Below are 21,522 nucleotides of genomic sequence, written 5' to 3'. Positions count from 1 at the left end.
CTAACCCGCGTACGCGTCGATCTCGGCGAGGAGGGCGGACTTCCCCTCGGGTGCGAGGAAGGAGGCCCGGACGGCCGACCGCGCCAGGCCGGCGATCCCGTCCCGATCGAGATCGAGCAACTCGGCGGCGACCGCGTACTCCTGGTTGAGGGTCGTGCCGAACATCGGCGGATCGTCGGAGTTGATCGTGACGGGCACGCCCGCCTTGACCAGCTCGGGCAGGGGATGGTCGGCCATGGTGGGGACGACGCGGGTGCGGATGTTGGAGGTCGGGCAGACCTCCAGCGTGATGCCGTGGGTCGCCAGGTGCTCCAGCAGGGCGGGGTCCTCCACGCTGTGCACACCGTGGCCGATCCGCTCGGCGCCCAGGTCGCGGATGGCGTCCCAGACCGTCTCCGCGCCGGTGCTCTCTCCGGCGTGCGGCACGGAGTGCAGGCCGGCCGCCCTGGCGGCGGCGAAGTGAGAGGCGAACATGCCACGCGGCACGCCGATCTCCGGTCCGCCGAGACCGAAGGAGACCAGCCCCTCGGGCCGCTGGTCGAGGGCGACGGACAAGGTCCGGTCGGCGCCGGCGACGCCGTACTCGCTGGGGATGTCGAAGCACCAGCGCAGGGTCGTGCCGAAGTCGGCCTCGACGCGGCGGCGCGCGTCCTCGATGATCTCGCAGAACTCGGCGTCCGCGAAGCCGCGCAGCAGGTGCGTGTAGGGCGTGACGGTCAGCTCGGCGTAGCGCACCCGCTGACCGGCCAGGTCGCGGCCGACCCCGTGGATCAGGGCCCACAGGTCGTCCGGCTCCCTGATGAGGTCCACGACGGCCACATAGATCTCGACGAAGTGTGCGAAGTCGCGGAAGTCGTAGAACGTCTCCAGCAGCGCGGGGTCGGCGGGAACGGATGTCGACCCTTCGTGGCGCGCGGCCAGCTCGGCGACGATCCGCGGGGAGGCGGCGCCGACGTGGTGGACGTGGAGCTCGGCCTTGGGCAGCCCGGCGATGAACTCGGTGGTTTCAGGGGTGAGCACGGCATGACGGTAACAAGGGGATCCCGGCCGCCACCAAGCTAAATCATCGTTTCTCGCACTATTTTGTTAGTTTTGTCCGTTCCTGCCGGGTAGCGCTAGCCGCTGGACGGCAGTTCGCTGAGCGCGACCGTGACCGTGGTGGTCTGGCCGCTGGGATGGAAGAGCTGGACCTTGACCCGGTTGCCCGGCTTCTGGGTGGCGAGCACCTGGGAGAGGGCGTTCGACGTCGGAGTGGGGATGCCGCCGATACTGACGATCACGTCACCGGGCTTGATGCCCGCCTTGGTCGCGCCGCTGCCCGGTGTGACCGCGCCCACCACGGCCCCGATCGGGTTCCCCTCGGTGTCGACGGCCGTGCCCACGCGGACGCCCAGTGCTGCACGGCGGCTGTTGACGACCCGGCCGTACCGGATGATCTGTCCCGCGACGTCCGTGGCCGTGTCGCTGGGGATGGCGAAGCCGATGCCGGGCGCCGCGCCCTGCTCGGGATCGACGGCCGACAGCGTCGGGATGCCGATGACCTGACCGGACAGGTCGACGAGCGCCCCGCCACTGTTGCCCGGGTTGATGGGGGCCGACGTCTGGATCGCGTTGGTGATCGTCGCCCCGGGCGTCCCGTGCGGCCCTTGGCCGGACACCGTGCGGCCGAGGGCGGACACGATGCCCTGGGTCACGCTGCCGGAGAAGCCCAGGGGATTGCCCATGGCGAGCACGATCTGACCGACCTGGAGTTGCGACGATCGGCCGAAGGCGGCGGGGGTGAGCCCGCGGGCGTCCTCGACCCTGATCATCGCCAGGTCGCCGGCGCGGAAGGTGTTGACGAGGGTGGCCTTCCTCGGCTGGCCACCGCCCGCGAGGGTGACCTGGAACTCCCGGGCCGTCCCGACGACATGGGCGTTGGTCACGATGTGACCCTTCGTGTCGTACACGATCCCGGACCCGAGGCCCTGCGCCGTGGTGATCTGCACGATGGACGGGAGGACCTTCTTGATCACCTGCTCGAGGGCGCTCTCGAGCGCGACCGCCTCGGGAGCGCCGGAAGGCGGCACGGACGCGGTCGTCGACCGTGCGGCGGGAGCCGTTCCCAGGCTGTCGGTGACACCCCCGCAGGAGGAGATCGCGACCATCGCCAGCGCCGCCGCGACGCGGGTGGCCCCCCGTGAGAAATCCATGCTTCTTGTCTATCGATGCCGGCGACGCGTATCCACGCAACGCGCCCGGGGTCGCCGTGGCGGTGACCTGGGCCGTTCCATTGCGAGGGGAATCGGGGACCATCGGGAACGCGGCTGAAGCGTGATGCGAGTACCCGCGAAGGCCATCATTTGTGTCGTAATCTGCCTGCATGGCTGAGGATGGTGCGAACCCGGCCGGACGTGACAGGTCCGGGGAGCGCTTCGTCCGTTCCTACGACGCCCCCACGACGCCCATTCCGCGGGTGGGGCCCGACGGGCTCGGCCAGAGTGCGCGGCCCAGAGGCTCCCGCAGGTCCGGCCCCGCTCAGGACCGCATGGTCGCCGGCCGCCGTCTCTCCGGCCCGGGCGGGAACCCCGCAGCCCCGGGGGGTCGCGGGACCGGCCCCGTCGACGGGCCCGGCGGTCGCGGTTCCGCGCACGGCCCCGGCAACGCCTCCCGAGGCGGCCGCCACAGTGCCGGGGAAGCCGGTGAGGAGCCGGTGGGCCGCTACGCGGTCATCGCGATCGTGGTGACGATGGCGGTGGTGAGCCTCCTCGTCTTCGTCTTCTTCCGCAGGGAGCCTGCCGGAGTCGACCGGCTCTACCAGGCGAAGGCCCAGGTCAGCCCGTCGGAGAGTGCCGAACCGAGTGTGACGCCGAAGTCGCCGGCGTCGGCGGTGCCCACGCTTCCGACGAGCAGCATGGAACTCGCGACCTTCGCCGGGCAGGCCACGACGGTGGTGTCCTCGGTCGCCGACCAGAAATCCGGCATCGGCTACGCGAAGTTCGGCCCGCCCTGGCAGACGGCCACCCCGGCGCCGTTCTCGTTCGTGCAGCGGTCCGGCCTCGAGGGGTCGGCGCAGGCGATGATCGCCTCGAGTCCCCTTCCCGGCGCTGTGCCGAAGCGGCTCGACGATCTGTCCGACTACCGGTACTACGCCGAGAAGGCGGCCAAGTGGACGCTGCGCCGCCAGCCGGAGGGCAGCAGGCTCGTGTGGACCGCCTCGCAGCCGGCGGCACACGGCGTCGGCTGGCTGCTGGGCTACAAGATCACTTACCTGATCGACGGCGAGAAGCACTCGTCCCGGGCGATCGTGGTCGTGGTGGGAGCAGCCGGCAAGCAGAAGCCGGCCATGTTGTTCGCGACCGTGCCGGACACCGACAAGGCCCTGCTCCGTGACCTGAATACTCTCGCGCAGAGCATCCGCCCGATCTAGCCCGCGAACCTTCTTCTAGAATATGGTTCTATACGGGTCTAGTGGTGGAGGAATCACATGGCGATCGGGCTGAGCGAGGAGCATGAGGCGCTCCGCGAGTCGGTGGCGGGATGGGCCGAGCGGAACATCCCCGTCGAGGTGGTCCGCAGTTCCGTCGGAGATCTCAATGGCTCGGGCGCCGAGGAACGGCCGGCCTTCTGGTCGGGTCTCGCCGACCAGGGTCTGCTCGGACTGCACATTCCCGAGGAGCACGGCGGCTCCGGCTACGGCCTGCTCGAGGCCGCCGTCGTGATCGAGGCACTGTCCGAGCGCGTGGCCCCCGGGCCGCTGGTGCCGACCGTGCTGGCGAGCGCCGCGATCCTCGCGTCCAGCGGCAAGGCGCACGCCAAGCTGCTGCCCGGTCTCGCTGACGGGTCGCTGACGGGCGCGGTCGCACTTGGAGGCTCCCTGACGGGCGTGCGCGAAGGCGGCGTGCTGACGATCAGCGGTGCCGCAGAGCCCGTCCTCGGCGCGGCTCTCGCCGACGTGCTCGTCCTGCCGGTCTCGACGGACCTCGGCGAGGAGTGGGTGGCGATCGACGCCGACCAGGCGACGATCACCCCGGTGAAGCCGCTCGACCTCACCCGCGGTGTCGCGAAGGTGGAGGTCGAGGGACTGGCCGTACCGGAGGAGAGGGTCCTCGACGGGCTCGAGGGCCCCGATGTCCTCAACCTCGCGGCGATCGTCCTCGGCGCGGACGCGATCGGCGTCGCGGCCTGGTGCGTGGCGGCCGCGGCCGACTACGCCAAGGTCCGGGTGCAGTTCGGCCGGCCGATCGGACAGTTCCAGGGCATCAAGCACAAGCTCTCCCGGATGCTCGTCGCGCTGGAGCAGGCGAGGGCGACCGTCTGGGACGCCACCAGGGCGACCGGGGACGAACTCGCCTACGCGGCGGCGATCGCCGGAGTGACGGCTCCCGACGCGGCGGTGCAGTGCGCCAAGGACGCCATCCAGATCTTCGGCGGTATCGGCTACACCTTCGAGCACGAGGCGCACCTCTACTACCGGCGGGCGCTCACGATCCGGGCGCTGCTCGGGTCATCGGCGGAGTGGGCCGAGACCGTCGCCTCACTCGCGCTGGACGGTGTGACGCGCGAGATGGAGATCGACCTGCCCGCGGAGTCCGAGTCGCAGCGGGCCTCCATCCGCGCCGAACTGGCCGAGATCGCGGCGCTCGAGGGCGCGGAGCAGAAGCGGGCGCTGGCCGGCGCCGGGTTCGTCATGTCGCACCTGCCGAGGCCGTGGGGCCGCGAGGCGACGCCGCTGGAGCAGGTGCTCATCCACCAGGAGATCAGGGCGGCCAAGATCAAGCTGCCTCAGATGATCATCGGTGCGTGGGTGGTCCCCTCCCTCGTCTCCTACGGCACGCCGGAGCAGCAGGAGCGGTTCCTGCCCAAGACGCTGAGCGGCGAGACGATCTGGTGCCAGCTCTTCTCCGAGCCGGGCGCGGGCTCCGACCTGGCCTCGCTGCAGATGAAGGCCGAGAAGGTCGAGGGCGGCTGGAAGCTCAACGGCCAGAAGATCTGGACGTCGGTCGCCCACGTGGCCGAATGGGGCATCTGCATCGCCCGCTCGGACAGTTCCAAGCCCAAGCACGACGGCATCACCTACTTCCTCGTCGACATGAAGGGGCCTGGCGTCACCGTCCGGCCGCTGACCGAGATGACGGGGGAGAACCTGTTCAACGAGGTATTCCTCGACGACGTCTTCGTGCCCGACGACCTCGTGGTCGGCAACGTCGACGAAGGCTGGAAGGTGGCGCGCAACACGCTGTCGAACGAGCGCGTGTCGCTGTCGGCCGGTTCGGGCGGGACCGGCGCCTCGGTGCCCGACCTCGTCGGTCTGGTGGGCAGGCTCGGGCGGGAGTTGACGCCGGTGGAGCGGCGGCAACTGGCCGACGTGGTGTGCGAGGGGCACTCGATCAACGCGCTGTCCCTGCGCGTGACGCTCAAGCAACTCGCGGGCGCGGAGCCCGGCGCCGACGCGTCGGTGCGCAAGCTGCTGTCCACCTCACACGCGCAGCACGTGTCGGAGACGGCCGTGGACCTGCTCGGCTCCGGGGCGGTCGTCGCGGCCGACTGGAAGCTCGGTGACGGGGGCTACTGGAACCGCGCCGTCCTCGCCACCCGGGCGATGACGATCTACGGCGGAACGACCGAGGTGCAGCTCAACATCATCGGCGAACGCATGCTGGGCCTGCCGCGCGACCCCGAGCCCGGCAAATAGTCTCGGCGGTCACGCGGTAGGTCTTCCCCCTTCCGGCCGCGTGACCGCCGTGGTACCTCGACATGAGCTGTTCTGAGGGGATGAGCCCTAGCCTGTACCGCATGCGGCCACCCTCCAGATTCGTGCGCTTCGCACCGGCCGCACTGGGGCTCGTCCTCGGCGTGCTCGCGTTGGGGCCGGCGCTCGGGCCGGGCTTCACGCTGCGCTACGACATGGTGTTCGTCCCCGACCCCGTGTGGGGGTCCCACACGGGCGGGTTCCCCAGGGCCGTGCCGAGCGACCAGGTCGTGGCGTTGTTGTCGGCGGTCGTCCCCGGGCAGATCGTCCAGAAGGCCGTCCTGCTGGGGATCTTCGTGCTGGCCGCATCGGGAGCGGCGGCGCTGGTCCCCTCGGACAGGACGGCCGCCCGCCTCGCGGCCGCCGCGTTCTACGCCTGGAACGCCTACCTCGCCCAGCGTCTGCTGCTCGGGCAGTGGGCGCTGCTCCTCGGCTTCGCGGGCCTGCCCTGGGCCGTACGGGCGGCGGCGCGGGGCGGAGTCCTCCGTCTGGCCGCCGCGCTGCTCCCGGCCGCCGTGGGGGGCTTCCAGGCCATGCTCGTCACCGCTGTGGCCGTACTGCCGGTGGCGGCGTTCCGCTCCGCGGACGGGTGGCGGGCCCGCGTCCGCGGGATTGTCGCGAGCGCGGCCACGATGGCGGTGCTCAGCCTGCCCTGGCTGGTTCCTGCCCTGCGCTCCGACGCGATCGCCGACCCGGCCGGGGTCGCGGCGTTCGCGCCGAGGGCCGACGGGCCGTTCGGGACGCTGGGCAGCCTGCTCTGTCTCGGCGGCATCTGGAACGCCGAGGCCGGCGTCCCCGGCCAGGGCTCCTGGGGGACGGCCGCCGTGCGTCTCGTCCTGTCCGCCGTGGCCCTCACCGGGTTCGTACGGCAGGCCCTGCGCGGCCGGCTTCAGGGAGACGAGTCGTACGTCCGAGGTCTCGCGGTAGCGGCGGCGGCCGGGTTGGTCATCGCGTGCACGGGAGCGTTCGCCCCTCGTGTCCTCCAGAGTCTGATGGGCGTGTGGGCCGGTTTCGGGCCGTTCCGCGACGGCCAGTTGTACATCGCCCCGCTGGCCCTGGCGCTCGCCGTCGGGTTCGCCGCCGCGGTGACGTGGCTGGACCGGGCCGCCTTCGGCCGGATCGCGTTCGCGGCGGCCGCCGTGCCCGTGCTCGCCCTGCCGACCTTCGCCCTGGGGGCCTTCGGGAGGCTCGGATCGGCCGAGTACCCGGACGGGTGGCGGGCCGTCCAGGCCATCGTGAACCACGACCCTGCTCCGGGCGCGCTGGTGTCGCTGCCCTGGGGGGCCTACCGGGCGTTCGGCTGGAACGAGGGCCGGGTGGTGCTCGACCCGGCGACCAAGTCGTTCGCGCGACGGGTCGTGTGGGACGACGCGTTGGTGGTGGGCGTCCCCGGCGGAGGACGCATCCGGGTGGCCTCGGAGGATCCGCTGAACCGCAGAGTCGGGGCCCTGGTCTCCGGGAGCGGTCCGCTCACCGCGGCGTTCGCCGATGAGGGAGTGCGTTATGTCCTGGTGGAAAGCCGAAATCAGAACGCGTTCCTGTCCCGGCTACCTGGAGCGATTCCCGTCTGGCGGGACGCTGAACTGCTGCTGATACGACTGTGAGCCGCTTCCCACTGCTTTTTCGCGCTATACCCGTGAGTAACGTTTTTTATCACGGTTTGACGAATGCTATGGATTATGACCTGGATCACGTTCTAGTCTCGGCCCACTGCGGATTCCGCACGTGGAGGGAGAAGCACTCGTGTTGAAAGTACTAGCCGCTTTGGTGGTCGGAGCCGTGCTCGCCGGCCTCGCCTCGGTGGCGGTGGTCAACGTGGCTTCACCTGCCCCGGCGCCGCCGAACAAGCCTCTCTACAACTACGGCGACAGGTGAGGCGTCGGGCCTTCCTTCTCTGAGGGCCCTCCTTCATCGAGGAGCGGCCTTCCTTGACGCGCGGCGGCCCGCCGTACCGGACGTCGCAGCCGCGGGAGCGGCGCGGACGGCCGATGGATTTCCGATGGGCGGCCCGGCCACGCCGGGTCCCCATCCCGCCATGCCCGGATCCGGGCCCGTCTCTGTCCTGTCCCGGTCCCCCGTCCTTTGTCAGCGTCCTTTCAGCCCGCGACCGCGACTGGCTCGCCCCGCGCGGTGTCACCCGAAGGAGTGGTCGTGGTCGCACAGAGGGCGAACACCAACCCCGCCGGGCGCGTCTCGTCTCTCACGGACCGCGACAGGCCGCAGCTGACCGCCGGGCAACCCGCGTCCGCACCGGCTCTGCGCGGCGTGCGCGTGGCCCTGCTGAACTTCCGGGAGCCGGGCCAGTCGGTCGCCGGCGGCGCCGAGGAGTACGCCTGGCAGGTTTCGGTCCACCTGGTCGGGCAGGGCGCCCGAGTGCATTTCGTGACGAGCAGGGAGCCCGGACAGCCGCGCGCCGAGCGCCGCGACGGCGTCGAGTTGCGGAGGATGGGCAACCGCTACCTCGTCCACCTGCTCGTCCCGCTGTGGCTGCTGCTGCGGCGCAGGCGGTTCGACCTGGTGGTCGACTGCATGAACGGCATCCCGTTCTTCGCCCCCGTAGTGGTGTCGCGCAGGACGCGGGTCATCTCCCTCATCCACCATGTGCACGACCGTCAGTTCTACGCGTTCTTCTCCCGGCGGATCGCGCGGATCGGATGCTTCGTCGAGGGGCCGGTCGCCCGGCTGATCTATCGGCGCTGCCTCACCGTCACGGTGTCGGAGTCGTCGGCCACCGAGTTGCGCGAGCGGCTGCGCTGGCTCGCGCCGATCGAGATCGTCCCGAACGGCAGCCCGGTGGCCCGGCCGATCGCGCGTGACGCGGTGCCGGGGGACCCGGCCGTCGTCTACCTCGGCCGGCTGGTCGGGCACAAACGCGTGGAACGGGTGGTCGCGCTCGCCGCCGACCTGGCGGGGGACTGGCCGGGCTTGCACGTCCACGTCGTCGGGCGGGGTCCCGAGTTCGGCCCGCTCGCGGCCCGTGCGAACGAGCCCGACGTGGCCGGACGGGTGCACCTGCGCGGCTTCCTCTCCGAGGCGGACAAGAACGCCGTGCTCAGCGGGGCCCGCCTCAACGTCACCGCGTCCGAGTTCGAGGGCTGGGGGCTGACGGTCATCGAAGCGGCGGCGCTCGGCGTGCCCACCGTGGCCTACGACGTCGCGGGCCTGCGCGACTCGGTACGGCACGGCGTCACCGGCTGGCTGGTCCGTGACGGGGAGAGCCTCGCCGACGTCGTCCGGCTCGCGCTGAAGGAGCTCGGCGACCCCCGTACGCGCGCGCGGATGGGGGTCGCATGCCGGATGTGGGCGCGTGAGTTCACGTGGGGGAAGACCGGCGCTAGCATGACGGAACTAATTGCCACAGAGCTAGAGAAAAGCGGCTCTGGTCCCCCCTCCCGCGGAGTGGCTCAGTGACGGTTGCCAACTGGATCGGCCAGCTGGCTCCCGCAGAGGCCGATTCCTACGGCGAACGGTTCAGGCACAGGCTGCGGCTTGTCGCCGGATGCCTGCTCCTCGGTGCGATCGCGTTCAACACGGCCACCGAGAAGATCATCGCCGAGACCAAGCTCGACATGGCGGTCGATCCGCTGCGCTTCCTCGGCCGGGCACTGCACCTGTGGGACAACGACTACTTCGGCCACCTGCAGAACCAGGCCTACGGCTACCTGTTCCCCATGGGGCCCTTCTACGCGTTGTGGCTCAAGCTCGACATGCCCGCGTGGAACGTCCAGCGGCTGTGGATGTCGTTCGTGCTCTGTGCCGCCTTCCTCGGAGTGGTGCAACTCGCCCGTGCCCTGCGCGTCGGCACGCCGAACACACGCATCCTCGCCGGTCTCGCGTACGCGCTGGCTCCGCACGCGCAGGCGCTGATCGGCATCAACTCCTCCGAGTTCCTGCCCAGCGCGATGATGCCGTGGATCATGCTTCCGCTGGTCCGGGGCACGCAAGGAGTGACGGGCCCGCGCAGGGCCGCCGCGTTGTCGGCGCTCGCGTTCCTGCTCTGCGGCGGCGTCAACGCCACGGCGGAGATCGCCGTGCTCATCGCCCCCGCCGTCTATCTGCTGACCCGGGCCCGCGGGCCGCTGCGCCGCCGCCTGACGGCCTGGTGGTGCGTCCTGATCGCGGCGGTGTCGTTCTGGTGGGCGGTTCCGCTGCTCGTCCTCGGCCGCTACGTCTTCTCCTTCCTCCCGTTCATCGAGAACGCCACCGCGACGACCGGGGTCACGTCGCTGACCAACGTCCTGCGCGGCACCTCCAGCTGGCTGGCCTTCCTGTCCGTGGACGGCCAGCCGTGGATGGCGGGGGCCTACCAGCAGGCCTTCAGCCCGTGGCTGATCGTGGTCACCGTCCTGCTCGCGGGACTGGGGCTGGCCGGTCTCGCCCTCCGGAGCCTGCCGGAGCGCGCATTCCTGGTCATCACCCTGCTCGTGGGGGTGGCGATCGTGGCGGCCGGTCACGCGAGCGCCATCGCGGGCCCGCTGAACGACGCCGTCGTGCAGACGCTCGACGGGCCTCTCGCGGTGTTCCGCAACCTCCACAAGTTCGACGCGCTGATCCGGCTGCCCGTGGTGCTCGGGCTCGCCGGGCTGCTCGCCCTGGTGAAGCCGCCCGCCCGCCTGCCGCTGGCGGCGGCGGGTGTCGCGATGGTCGCCGCGACCTGCGTGCCGATCGTCGCGGAGGGGCTCGCGCCCTCGGGATCCTTCACGGAGATCCCCGCCTACTGGAAGCAGGCGACCACGTGGCTGGACGAGAACGCCGGTGACCAGATGGTCCTGGCCGTTCCCGGCTCCAAGCGCGGCGAGTACCAGTGGGGGCGCCCGCTGGACGAACCCATGCAGCCGCTGCTCACGGCACGCTGGGCGACGCACACCATCGTCCCCTGGGGGTCCGCGGGCTCCAGCCGGCTGCTGGCGGCCATAGACGACCGCTTCGCGTCGGGGCAGGGCTCGGCCGGGCTCACCGACACGCTGCGCCGGATCGGGGTCGGCTATCTGGTCGTGCGCAACGACCTCGACCGCCGCACCATAGGCACGGCCTGGCCCGCGCGCGTCCACCAGGCGATCGAGGACTCACCCGGGATCACTCTGGTCAAGCAGTTCGGCCCGGGCGTGGGCGACGCGCACGGCAGCGTCGCCTCGGGCTGGCTCGACCAGCCCTACAGCGCCCTGGAGATCTACCGGGTCGGCGACCCGGCCCCCCTGGTCGGCACGGTGCCCGTGAAGGGGGCGCTCCGCGTGGGAGGAGCCCCCGAGGCCGTGCTCGACCTGGCGGAGCAGGGCCTCCTGCCCGATGACCGGCCCGTCGTGCTCGGCGACGATCCCGGCGCCTCGGCGATCCCCGCGTACGACACGGTCGTCACCGACACGCTCAGGAAGACCGACGTCCAGCTGAGCGACCTGAGAGAGGTCTCGGGCGCCACCCTGACACCCGGCGAGACCACGTCGGGACCCGATCTCACCGATCCCGCCTGGGAACCCTTCCAGTCGACCGCGCGGTTCCTGGAGATAGCCGGTGTTCGGGCGTCCTCGTCGGAGGCCGACGCCACCGCCATACCGGGCTCGCGCGATCCCGGACGCCAGCCCTTCGCGGCCCTCGACGGAGACAGGCGGACCGGCTGGCGGTCGGCCGGGTGGAACGGCCCGCTGGGCGAGTGGCTCGAGGTCACGCTCACCAAGGCCACGGACGTCCCCTATGTGACGCTCGCCCTGGACCAGTCGTACATCGGGCCGCCGCCCTCGGAGGTCGAGGTCGAGACCGACGCGGGAACCCGGCGTCAGGCCGTCACGGCGACCGCCGAGCCGCAACGCCTCGCCGTGCCGCCGGGGCCGACCACGCGCGTGCGCATCCGGATCACGAAGCTGGCCTACGAGCCCAAGATGAAGCTGGGCAGCCGGGTCGGGATCACCGAGCTCACGATCCCCGGAGTGACGCCCGGCCGGACCATCGTCGTTCCGCAGGCGCCCGGCGATCCCCGCGGCGAGGCGGTCGTCTCCTTCAGCAGGAACGGGGACGTGCCCGCCTGCATGCGCGGCTCGTACGTCTGGGCCTGTTCCACCGGGCTCGCCGTCCAGGGCGAGGACGCCTACGGCTTCAACCGGGCCTACATCTCCCAGGGCTCGGGTGAGCGGACCCTCAGCGGGCAGGCCGTGCTCACCGACCGCTCCGAGATCGAGCGGGTCACCTCGCTGCCGGGTGAGCCCCTGATCGTCACCTCGTCCTCGACGTACACCGGCGACCCGGCGACGATCGCCAGATCCGCCTTCGACGCGAATCCCAAGACGGTCTGGTACGCCGACCCGCTCGACCGGACGCCGACCCTCGACGTCAAGCTGGCCCGTCCGGTCACCCTTTCCCGGATCAAGGTCGTGTTCCCCGACTCCTCCATCGGCCCCCCTCCGGTACGGCTGACGCTGCGGGGCGACGGCGGCACGCGTGAGGGCTGGGTCGGCCGCGACGGCTGGATCGAGTTCCCGCCGATGAAGACCGGGAAGCTCTCGATCGCGTTCACCGCGTCCAGTTCGCGGCCGATCGAGGTGAACGACGTCACTATCCCCGGCGTGCGGCCCCTGGGAGCGCTCAGCGGGTACCCGCTCCGGCTGCCGTGCGGGTTCGGTCCCACGCTGTCGGTCGACGGCGCGCCGGTGCACACCAAGATCGTCGGCGGGACGCTCGCCGACGTCCTCGCCGGAAGGCCACTCACCTACGAGGCATGCGAGCCCTTCAACGTGCTGGCCGGGGAGACGCGCCTGTCCGCGTCGCCGCAGGACCCGTACCGGATCAGGACGGCCGTCATCCGCCGGCCTGGGGCCGAGGCGGCGCCGCCGACGGTGACCCGCTCGGTGGACGTCCAGGAGTGGACGGGCTGGGAGCGCCGGGTCGAGGTCGACGCGACCGCGGCCAGCTACCTGGTCGTCAACGAGAACTTCAACGACGGATGGCAGGCCTCCGTCGCCGGGCGCGAACTGACGCCGGCGCGGCTCGACGGCTGGCGTCAGGCGTGGATCCTGCCCGCGGGCACGAACGGGACCGTGACCATGAGCTATCGGCCGGACGGCGTCTACCGCGCCGGCCTGGCGGTCGGGGTGGTGCTCGTGCTGCTCGTGGTGGCCGCCGCCGTGGTTCCCGCGCGGCGCCGTGCCGTCCACCCCGTGATCGGCCCCCGCGGGATGCGGGTCAAGTGGCTGTGGCCGTTCGTGCCGGTCTACGGGTTCTGGATCGGCGGCCTGACGGGCCTCGCCGTGCTGACCGCGCTGTTCGCCGCGACCGTGTTGTTCCGGCGGGTCTCGGCGGGCGAGCACGCCCGGCGGGGGACCGCCGTCGTGGCGGTGTCGCGCGCGCTCTCGTCCGCGCCCGCCGCGCTGGCGTCGCTCGCCCTCGCCGGGCTGAGTCTGGCGGCCGGGACCGCTCTGCTCTCCGCGGAGAACACGGCCTGGGGACAGCCGCTGAGCGACCTTGTGCCGCAACTGCTCTGCCTCCCGCTCCTCGCCCGGCTGTTCGCCAACGTGCCCGACGACCCGTCCAGGGCTCCGGCGCCCCGGATCGCCGGTCCGGACGGCGAGGCACCGCAGGCGTCGCCTCCGGCAGGCAGGGACGCCCACCTCTCTGGAGTGACGTGACCAAGGTGATCTCGGATGTCACACCGCGGCCAGGGCCACCGCGGATCCGCATCACGCTCCCCTCGGAGACGGTGGCGCAACTCTCGGCCTGGGGCGCGTTCGCCCGGCGCAACGGCGTCACTCTGGCCGCCGTCCTCCTGCTCGTGCTCCAGTTGTGGTGGCGGGCCGAAGTCGTGAGCCTGGCCTCCTTCAAGGAGGACGACTTCGAGTACATCGCGCGGGCGGCGGAGAACCCCCTTTCGTGGGACTACCTCACCCGCGTGCACTACGGGCAGTTCATGCCGGTGGGATTCGCGCTGGCCTGGTTCGTCACCCGGGTCGCGCCGTACGGCTGGGGCCTGGCGGCGGGGAGCACGCTGGTCCTGTTCACGCTCTCAGGCCTCGCCGTGTTCCGGATGCTGGTCGTGCTGTTCGGGCGCAGGCGGGCGATCCTGGTCCCGCTCGTGGTCTATCTGTTCGCGCCCTTCACGGTGCCCGCCCTCACGTGGTGGTCGGCAGCGCTCAACCTCGCGCCGCTGCTGCTCGCGATCCCCATGGCGGTCACCGCTCACGTCCTCTACCTGCGCGACGGCCGCTTCGTGCACGCGGTGGCCGCGACGGCGTGGATCGTCGTCGCGCTGTGCTCGTTCCTGAAGGCGGCGGCGCTGCCGGTGCTGCTGTTCGCGCTGACGCTCGCCTACTTCTCAGGCGGCACGGGCATGCGGGGCGTGCTCCGCAGGCACGCGGGCCTGTGGGCGGCCTACGCCGTCGTCGTCGTGACGTACGTCGCCGGTTATCTCGTGGCGGCGCGGAACACGCCCGGCCTGAGCGGATGGCCGACGTTGACCGAGGGGCTCGGGTTCATCAGGAGGCTGCTGCTCGACACCTTCCTCGGCACCACGCTGGGTGGTCCCTGGCGGTGGTTCTCCGGCCCGGACCGTGCGGTCGCCAGCCCTCCCGGCCTGCTCGTCGCCCTCTCGGCGCTCGTCGCCGCGGCCATCCTGGTGGTCACCGCCGTCTACCGGCGGCGCGCCCTGCGCGCCTGGGGGCTGCTGCTCGGATACCTGGTCGTCGCCGACGTGGTGCCGACGTACTACGGGCGCGTCCACATCCTCGGCGCGTTCCAGGGCATGGAGACGCGGTACGTCGTCGACGCGGCCCCCGTGCTGGCGCTCGCCGCCGCGTTGGCCTTCCTGCCGCTCGTGGGGGAGGACTCGCCCTATCGCGCGAGGCCGCCGAGAGACCTGGTGGCCGGCGCGGGCGGGCTGCTCGTCGGCGGCTTCCTCGTCGGCTCGCTCGCGTCGGTGAGCGTCTTCTCCGGCTATCTGGGCAACGACAGGACGCACGCCTACCTCACCACCGCCGCGGCCGCGCTGCGGTCGGCCCCTCCCGACGCCGTCATCCTCGACCGCCGCGCCCCGGCCGACGTGGTCTCGGCGTCGTACGGCGCCTACGCCATGACCTCCCACGTGCTCGGCCCGCTGGCGACCCCCGCACAACGCGAGCGCATGCGTCATCCGGCGCCGTCCACCAGCGCTCTGGTCTTCGACGATCAGGGACGGCTTCGCCCGGCCGAGGGCTCGGGGGAGCGGGCCCTCGCACCCGGTGGCTGCCATCCGGTGGCCGGAGCCGCAGTGGAGATCCCGCTGCCCACGGTCACGCGGGAGGGCTCGATAGTCCGCCTCGGCTACGCCTCGGCCGTGAGCGCCCACGTCGTCCTCTACATCGGTGACAAGGGATACGACGTGTCGATCGGGCCGGGACTGGGCCGGGTGCTGTTCACCGCCCCCGCGAACCTGTCGAAGGTGCTGGTGTCCGGCATGTCCCCGAGCGTGCAGATCTGTTTCGGGGACGTGGCCGTCGGCGACGCCGTGGCGGCGTCATGAACGCCGCCACGGGCCAGGCGGCCTCTCCACGGGATCGCATGTCCCTGCGTCGCGCCGCCGGGCTCGCCCTCGCCGGCGCGGGCGCGTTCCTGCTCACGCTCGTCCCGCTGCTGCACGGCTTCGTGTACGACAAGGTCATCCGGGTGCCGCTCGAGCACTCGTCGCTCAGCCACATGTACGCCGAGGCGGCCACCTACTTCGACACCGCCGCCATGCGGTCGCGCGTCGGGGACGTCGTCCTCACGCGGGCGTTGAACGGGGACACGGGCGCGGGTGACGACCAGCGCGCCGTCTGGCTCGAGTCGAGCTCTCTCGACACCGCGGACGGCGACCGCCTCGACTACCACGAGCGCCGGGTCGCCTTCGACCGGCGTACGGGCGCGATCGTGAACTGCTGCGGAGAGTACGTCGACGACGATCCCGCGGTCCGCCAGGCGGGCCTCGCGTTCCGCTGGCCGTTCGGCGCGCAGAAGCGGGACTACGAGTATTTCGACCCCCAGGTGAAGCGGACCCTGCCGATGGTGTTCGACGGACAGGAGACGGTGGAGGGGGTCACCACCTACCGGTACAGGCAGAGCGTGCCGGCGACGAAGATCGAGGACGTCGCGACCCGCATCCCCGGCAAGTCTCTCGGACTGCCGGGCGACAAAAGCTTCACCGTGACCAGGTGGGCCCAGACCGAGCGGACGGTCTGGGTGGAGCCGGTGAGCGGTGTGCCCGTCAAGTTCGAGGAGAAGCGGCGGGAGACCCTCCGCACGGCCGACGGGGTGGAGCGGCTGGTCGCGCTGGCGGCCGACCTGCGAACCCCCGACGACGAGATCGCCGTCAACGAGGCCGAGGCCGCGGCGTACGCCTCGTGGAGCAGGTGGCTCCGCACCATCGCGCCGATCGGCGCGGCCGGCGCCGGGGTGCTGCTGATCGCCGGGGGGATCTGGGCCTCGAGGCCGCGGCGTCGGTCTCGCCGCGGCTCAGCGCCTGCGCAGGACGAGCAGCAGGTTCCACGTCGCGACCTCGCGAATCCCCGGTAGGAGCAGCACATGCCGCGCCCAGCGAGGATGGTAGCGAGGGATCGCGTCGAGCACCTCGGCCCTCGGCTGGCGTCGGGCCCATCCCAGCATCCGCGACACCGACACGGCGTACATGCTCTCGCCGTAGACGTTCTTGGGCGGCTTGCCGTACCGGCGTTCGTAGCGGCGGGCCGCGCGGTGGCCGCCGAAGTAGTGCCACGGCGAGGTCTCGTGGCCGCCCCAGGGCGACAACCACGACGTGTACGACAGGTAGACGAGCCCGCCGGGGCGGGTCACCCTGACGATCTCGTCGGCCATGGCCAGAGGGTCGGGCACGTGCTCCAGCACGTTGGAGGAGAAGCACACGTCGACGGAGCCGGTCCGCAGCGGGATCTCCAGCGCGCTGCCCAGGACGGCGCCTTCCGGCATGGCGCCGTCACGCGCGCGCATCTCGCCGGCGTCGCAGTCCACGCAGACCGTGCGGGCTCCGGCGGCGCGCAGCGCCTCCGCGAAATACCCGGGCCCGCCGCCGATATCGGCCACCAGGGCGCCGTCCAGGTCGGTGTAGGTGGACAGCTGGGCCACCGTGTCCCTGGCCAGCAGGCCGTAGAAGAAGCTCGGATCGCTCTGCTCCAGGCGGAAGGCGCCGAGCAGCCGGACCGACCGCGCGAGGTCCGCGCGGAACGCCTCGTGGGTCTCCATCCGGCGGAGCCTAACACGGTATATAGAACACGTTGCACCCGCGAAGCGGTGGAGGGACGACCGTGACGGAAACCGAGATCGAGGACGCGCGTCAGCCGGGAACGATCCGGATCCGCCTCGCCGCACCGCGGCTCGGCCCGGCGACGCTGGCGGCCCTCGCGCTGATCATCGTGTCGCTGGTCTTCAAGGCCCACGTCCTGTCCCGGTCCTACTTCATCGAGGACGACTTCCTCTTCGTCGGAGACGCCCACGAGCACGGCCTCACCTGGGACTACCTCATGCGGGTGCACAAGGGGCACCTCATGCCGGGCGCCCTCCTGCTGGTCTGGGTGGTGTCGCGGGCGGCGGCCTATAACTGGTTCCTGGTCTGCTCGGTCATGTTGGCGCTGCAGGCCGCGGCGTCGGTCGGGATGCTGGTGCTGCTGCGCCGGCTCTTCGGCGGGCGGACGGGGATCTTGATCCCGCTGGCCGTCTACGTCTTCGCTCCGCTCACCGTGCCGGCGCTGAGCTGGTGGTCGGCGGCGCTCAACGCCGTCCCGCTGCAGGTGGCGATCGTCTTCTCGCTGGCCGCCCATGTGAGGTACGTCCAGACCGGGGACATGCGCTTCGCCTGGCGGGGGCTGGCCTGGGCCGTGTTGGGCATGGCCTTCTCGACCAAGGGCGTCTTCCTGCCGTTCGTGACGTTCGCCGTCACCACCGCCTACCTCGGCCCCGGCGGCGGGTGGGTGAGGTCGATGGTGCGGGAACTGCGGGCGCGCCCACGGATCTGGCTGGCCTACGCGGGACTCCTGGCGGCCTACGCCGTGGTCTATCTCGCACAGCAGGGGACGGCCGGCGACGAGGGGGCGGGGGTGCCCAAGACGGACGTCACGGCCGGGCTGCTGGGATGGATGCTCGGCAAGACGTTCCCCACCGGCGTCGTCGGGGGGCCGCTCAACTGGGGAGGTCTGGCCGGGACCGGCGGGCTCGCCGACCCGTCCTCGCCGATGGTCGTCTCGGCGTGGCTCACGATCGCCGTCGTGGTCGCGCTCACGTGCCTCTACCGCAGGCACGCCTGGCGGGCCTGGCTGATCGCGGCGGCCTTCGTCGTCGTGGCCGACGCCGCCCCGACCGTGCTCGCACGCGGCAGGTACACCGCGCTGGTGGGCACGGAGACCCGCTACGTCGCCGACGCGGCCCTCATCGTGGCGATCTGCCTCGCGCTGGCCTTCCTGCCGCTCCGGGGCGAGGAGCGCGCGTTGCGCCGGCCGTACCCCGAGATCATGCCGCTGGCCGCGGCGCTCGCGACGTTCGTCGTCGTCGGCATGTCGATCGCGTCCATCACGTCGTACGGCAGGACGCTCGTGGTAGGCGACCGGATCCGCGCCTACCTGGACACCGCTCGGGCCTCGCTCGCGTCGGCCCCCGCGGGAGCGCAGATCTATCCGCGGCCGGTGCCGGACTACGCGGTGTTGCCGTGGAACGGCGAACGGAGGCTCACCTCGCATGTGCTCGCGCCACTCGCCGGCGACGTACTGCGGGCGAGCATGCGCGACCCGAGGCCGACGGACAAGCCGTACGTCATCGACGACAGCGGCAGGCTCGTGGGAGTGGCGAAGCTCTTCGGCTACTTCGACTTCCTCAAGGAGGGGTGTTATCCGCCGAAGGACGGGGCCGTCACGTTCCCCGTCGAGTCGCAGGGCGGCCCCGAGGCGGTAGGGGCGCTCTCGTACACCAGCGAGCGGCCCGTCACGGTCGAGGTGTCGCTCGGCGCCGTCTCCCGGCGCGTCGACCTGCCCGCGAGTGCGCAGAACCGGCTGGTGTACTTCCCCCATCCCGGCGTGGGGCGGGGGATGCGGGTGACCGCGCCCGACGGCCTGTGCCTGAAGGCCGTCGCGTTCGGCGCGGTCGTCCCCGGCCCCTGACGAAGCCCGGGGTTCTAGCCCGCCGGGGTCGCCTGGGAGATCACGAGTTCGACGAGCGGCCGCGCGGCCGCGGCGGGCCGTTCATCGGGACGGGAGGCCGCGACGGCGGCGGCGCCGTCGATCAGCAATTGCAGCTGGACGCCCGCCATGGCCGGGTCGGGGTGCCCGGCGGCGCGCAGTTCCCCTTCCAGCAGCGCGCGCAGGCGGCGCTTGTGAGCGCGGATCACGTCGTGTGCCGGGTGTGCCGGGTCGGCGAGCGTGAGATCGGCGTTGACGAAGGGGCAACCTCGGTATCCGGGCGCGTCCGGGATCTTCTCGAGGACGGCGAAGAGAGACCGCAGCCGCTCGCGCGGATCGTCTCCGCCGGCGGCCAGGGCGTCGGCGTAGAGCTGCTCGGTGCGTTCGGAGGTCTTCGCGAGCATCTCCGTGACGAGGCCATCCTTGCCGCCGAAATGCTGGTAGAGCGAGCGGCGGGCGACGTCGGCCGCGGTGAGGATGGCGTCGACGCCGACATGCATCCCCTCGCGGTAGGTCAGCTCGTCGGCCGCGCGCAGCAGCCGCTCGCGTGGGCCTTCGCTCCGGGGGGCCTTCGTGGTGTTCGTCGTGTCCACGATTTGACTATAGACCACTCGGTCTATCTATAGTGAATCGAACGATCGGTCTACTGCTGAGAATCCACGAACGGAGAACGACCATGCAGATCGAGGGAACAGTCGCCCTGGTCACCGGTGCGAACCGCGGGATCGGCCGGGCCTTCGCCCGGGCCCTGCTCGAGCACGGTGCGGCGAAGGTCTACGCCGGATCCCGGGACCCGGGCGCCGTGAAGGACGAGGGTCTGACCCCGATGCGGCTCGACGTCACCGACCCGGCCCAGGTCGCGGCCGCGGCGGAGATCGCAGGCGACGCCCGGATCGTGATCAACAACGCGGGCGTCGCCGCCGACACGGGACTGCTCGACGGATCGTTCGACGGCGCGCGGCACGAGATGGAGGTCAACTACCTCGGCACCTGGGCGGTCTCCCGGGCGTTCGCCCCGGTGCTCGCCCGCAACGGGGGCGGAGCACTGGTCAACATGCTCTCCGTCGCCTCGTGGATGGCGATGCCCGGCGCGCCCGGATACGCGGCGTCGAAGTCGGCGCAGTGGTCGCTGACCAACGCGCTGCGTCTCGCGCTGACCGAGCAGGGGACGCTGGTGGTCGGCGTGCATTCCGGCTACGTCGACACCGACCTCAGTGCGTGGACGACGGCCCCGAAGATCGCTCCGGAGGACGTCGCGGAGCAGACCATGCGGGCGCTGCTCGATGACCGTGAGGAGGTGCTGGCCGACGAGGTGACCCGCTCGGTCAGGGCCGCGCTGTCCGCCCCGCTGGAGGGGCGCCGGCCGACGCCGATCGGCTAGGGAGCCGGCTGGAGGGCGGCCTCCTTCGCCGGATGCGGCCGGGGGGCCACGTAGCGGATCAGACGGCGTGCGGGCTCCTCGACGTACCGGTAGGTCAGGTGGGCCATCAGGAGGGTGAGCCCGGCCACCGGCACGAAGTTGAGGATCAGGTCGCCCGTCCACGTCGCCTGACCCGTGAAGTCCCGCCACAGGTAGAGCACCACGAACTGCCACAGGAAGACGCTGTAGGACACCCGGCCCAGGTAGCTCATCGTGCGGCCGCCCAGCACCGACGCGCTGAGGCCGCCCCGCTCCGGCCCGAGGGCGGCGGGGGCCACGAGGCAGAACGCCACGGTCGTGTAGAGGATCTGCTCGAACAGGCCGGTCCACATCCCGTCGATGCCGACGAACCGGGCGCCGGTCACCGGCGTGGCCGCGATCACGTACGCCAAGGCCGCGATCAGCCACAACGAGCCCGTGGAGGCGTGGACGGCCCGGCCGAAGCGTCGTGGCGCCTCGGCTCCGGTCCGCGCCCAGACGGAGACGACCGCGAGCATCATGCCGGGGACGAAGAACGTCCACGATCGAGGCAGCCAGATGTTCATCCAGGGCCGGTAGTCGGGGTGGAACTCGAAGATCGTGTAGATGTAGGACAGGCCGCCGAACACGGCGAGGCCGATGAGCAGTCGCCTGGCGCGGGTGGCGACCGACGCGCCGCCCCGTGTCGCGAAGGCGCGCAGGGCCGCGGCCATGATCGGCAGGGTGAGGTAGAACGCGACCTCGACCGACAGGCTCCACATCTGGCCGAGGCCCTGCGGTCCCAGTCCGTACCACCAGTGGTCGATGTCGTAGTTGTGCAGCAGGAACAACATCTCGGTCCACGTCCACAGGTCGCCGCGGTGGGCGCCCCCCCACAACAGCAGGGCCACGACGACGACCAGCCAGTACGCCGGCATGATCCGGAGCAGGCGCTTCCAGAGGTAGACCCTGGTGTCGGGCTCGGGGGAGTCCTCCAGCACCGCCCGCGCCCACGGCCGGTACAGCAGCAGGCCGGACAGGGTGAAGAAGATCGGCACTCCCACCTCGCCGCGGGCGAGGACGCCGCCGAGGAAACCCTCGCGGAGCGCGGTCCCGGTCTCGATCGACACGTGGAAGAGGAGCACTCCGAAGGCGGCGATGGCGCGCAGTCCGTCGAGGGACGCCTGACGCCCACCGGTGGCCGGCAGGTCGGGGGAGACGGGGCGGGGGTTCTCCGCTCGCGGGGAACTCGCCGGTATCTCGCTAGAACCTGTTTCGGTCACTTTTCCGCATCCCTGGTGACG

The 21,522-nt window shown here is 71.5% G+C and carries 15 protein-coding genes; 10 read left to right on the top strand and 5 right to left on the bottom strand.

Annotated features, from left to right (window positions below; translation table 11 throughout):
* Together Pmi06nite_RS32280 and Pmi06nite_RS32275 are read right to left on the bottom strand one after the other, a co-directional pair.
* Positions 1 to 1,020, bottom strand: coding sequence for an adenosine deaminase (locus tag Pmi06nite_RS32280; protein ID WP_203956952.1), 1,020 nt, complete (start codon positions 1,018 to 1,020; stop codon positions 1 to 3).
* A 95-nt stretch (positions 1,021 to 1,115) separates the two neighbouring features.
* Entirely contained in the window at positions 1,116 to 2,192 is a 1,077-nt protein-coding gene (locus Pmi06nite_RS32275) for a S1C family serine protease (RefSeq protein ID WP_203956951.1), read from the bottom strand.
* A 170-nt stretch (positions 2,193 to 2,362) separates the two neighbouring features.
* Here Pmi06nite_RS32275 and Pmi06nite_RS32270 point away from each other — a divergent pair, with 170 nt between their 5' ends.
* The 8 genes from Pmi06nite_RS32270 to pgfA all read left to right on the top strand — a co-directional run bounded on the left by Pmi06nite_RS32270 (position 2,363) and on the right by pgfA (position 16,237).
* On the top strand, positions 2,363 to 3,409 hold the full coding sequence (locus Pmi06nite_RS32270; protein WP_203956950.1) for a hypothetical protein: 1,047 nt from the start codon (positions 2,363 to 2,365) through the stop codon (positions 3,407 to 3,409).
* A gap of 57 nt (positions 3,410 to 3,466) precedes the next feature.
* Positions 3,467 to 5,674 (top strand): acyl-CoA dehydrogenase family protein, encoded by a 2,208-nt coding sequence (locus tag Pmi06nite_RS32265; protein WP_203956949.1) that lies wholly within the window; start codon positions 3,467 to 3,469, stop codon positions 5,672 to 5,674.
* 101 nt (positions 5,675 to 5,775) lie between these two features.
* The gene (locus Pmi06nite_RS32260) at positions 5,776 to 7,335 is read left to right on the top strand and encodes an MmpA family trehalose lipid delivery protein (protein ID WP_203956948.1); all 1,560 of its coding nucleotides are present in this window, start codon (positions 5,776 to 5,778) and stop codon (positions 7,333 to 7,335) included.
* Positions 7,336 to 7,474: 139 nt separating this feature from the next.
* Positions 7,475 to 7,606 carry a hypothetical protein gene (locus Pmi06nite_RS42755; RefSeq protein WP_275409625.1) on the top strand — a complete coding sequence of 44 codons (132 nt, stop codon included), beginning with the start codon at positions 7,475 to 7,477 and terminating at the stop codon, positions 7,604 to 7,606.
* Positions 7,607 to 7,882: 276 nt separating this feature from the next.
* Positions 7,883 to 9,142 (top strand): glycosyltransferase family 4 protein, encoded by a 1,260-nt coding sequence (locus Pmi06nite_RS32255; RefSeq protein WP_239114352.1) that lies wholly within the window; start codon positions 7,883 to 7,885, stop codon positions 9,140 to 9,142.
* Positions 9,139 to 13,344, top strand: a complete 4,206-nt coding sequence (locus Pmi06nite_RS32250) for an alpha-(1->3)-arabinofuranosyltransferase (protein WP_203956947.1) — start codon at positions 9,139 to 9,141, stop codon at positions 13,342 to 13,344. Before Pmi06nite_RS32255 ends, Pmi06nite_RS32250 begins: the two co-directional genes overlap by 4 nt.
* Entirely contained in the window at positions 13,341 to 15,209 is a 1,869-nt protein-coding gene (locus Pmi06nite_RS32245; protein ID WP_203956946.1) for a hypothetical protein, read from the top strand. Before Pmi06nite_RS32250 ends, Pmi06nite_RS32245 begins: the two co-directional genes overlap by 4 nt.
* Entirely contained in the window at positions 15,206 to 16,237 is a 1,032-nt protein-coding gene (gene pgfA / locus Pmi06nite_RS32240; protein ID WP_203956945.1) for a cell envelope lipid trafficking protein PgfA, read from the top strand. Before Pmi06nite_RS32245 ends, pgfA begins: the two co-directional genes overlap by 4 nt.
* Here pgfA and Pmi06nite_RS32235 read toward each other — a convergent pair.
* Positions 16,178 to 16,918, bottom strand: coding sequence for a class I SAM-dependent methyltransferase (locus tag Pmi06nite_RS32235; protein WP_203956944.1), 741 nt, complete (start codon positions 16,916 to 16,918; stop codon positions 16,178 to 16,180). The two genes, pgfA and Pmi06nite_RS32235, sit on opposite strands and share 60 nt — an antisense overlap.
* Positions 16,919 to 16,980: 62 nt before the next feature.
* Here Pmi06nite_RS32235 and Pmi06nite_RS32230 point away from each other — a divergent pair, with 62 nt between their 5' ends.
* Positions 16,981 to 18,822: a hypothetical protein gene (locus Pmi06nite_RS32230; protein WP_203956943.1), complete on the top strand. Its 1,842-nt coding sequence runs from the start codon at positions 16,981 to 16,983 to the stop codon at positions 18,820 to 18,822.
* 14 nt (positions 18,823 to 18,836) lie between these two features.
* Here the strand turns inward: Pmi06nite_RS32230 and Pmi06nite_RS32225 are convergent, their stop codons facing one another.
* Positions 18,837 to 19,433, bottom strand: coding sequence for a TetR/AcrR family transcriptional regulator (locus Pmi06nite_RS32225; RefSeq protein ID WP_239114351.1), 597 nt, complete (start codon positions 19,431 to 19,433; stop codon positions 18,837 to 18,839).
* Between the two features lie 83 nt (positions 19,434 to 19,516).
* On the opposite strand from Pmi06nite_RS32225, the gene Pmi06nite_RS32220 reads away from it, so the two are divergent.
* Entirely contained in the window at positions 19,517 to 20,221 is a 705-nt protein-coding gene (locus Pmi06nite_RS32220) for an SDR family oxidoreductase (protein ID WP_203956942.1), read from the top strand.
* Here Pmi06nite_RS32220 and Pmi06nite_RS32215 read toward each other — a convergent pair.
* Positions 20,218 to 21,501 (bottom strand): acyltransferase family protein, encoded by a 1,284-nt coding sequence (locus Pmi06nite_RS32215; protein ID WP_203956941.1) that lies wholly within the window; start codon positions 21,499 to 21,501, stop codon positions 20,218 to 20,220. The genes Pmi06nite_RS32220 and Pmi06nite_RS32215 overlap by 4 nt on opposite strands.
* Positions 21,502 to 21,522 lie beyond the last annotated feature (21 nt).

It is taken from the genome of Planotetraspora mira (assembly GCF_016863275.1).
Lineage (GTDB): Bacteria > Actinomycetota > Actinomycetes > Streptosporangiales > Streptosporangiaceae > Planotetraspora > Planotetraspora mira.
The sequence above is the reverse complement of the archived record's forward strand: the minus strand, read 5'-3'. Positions and strand labels throughout refer to the sequence as shown.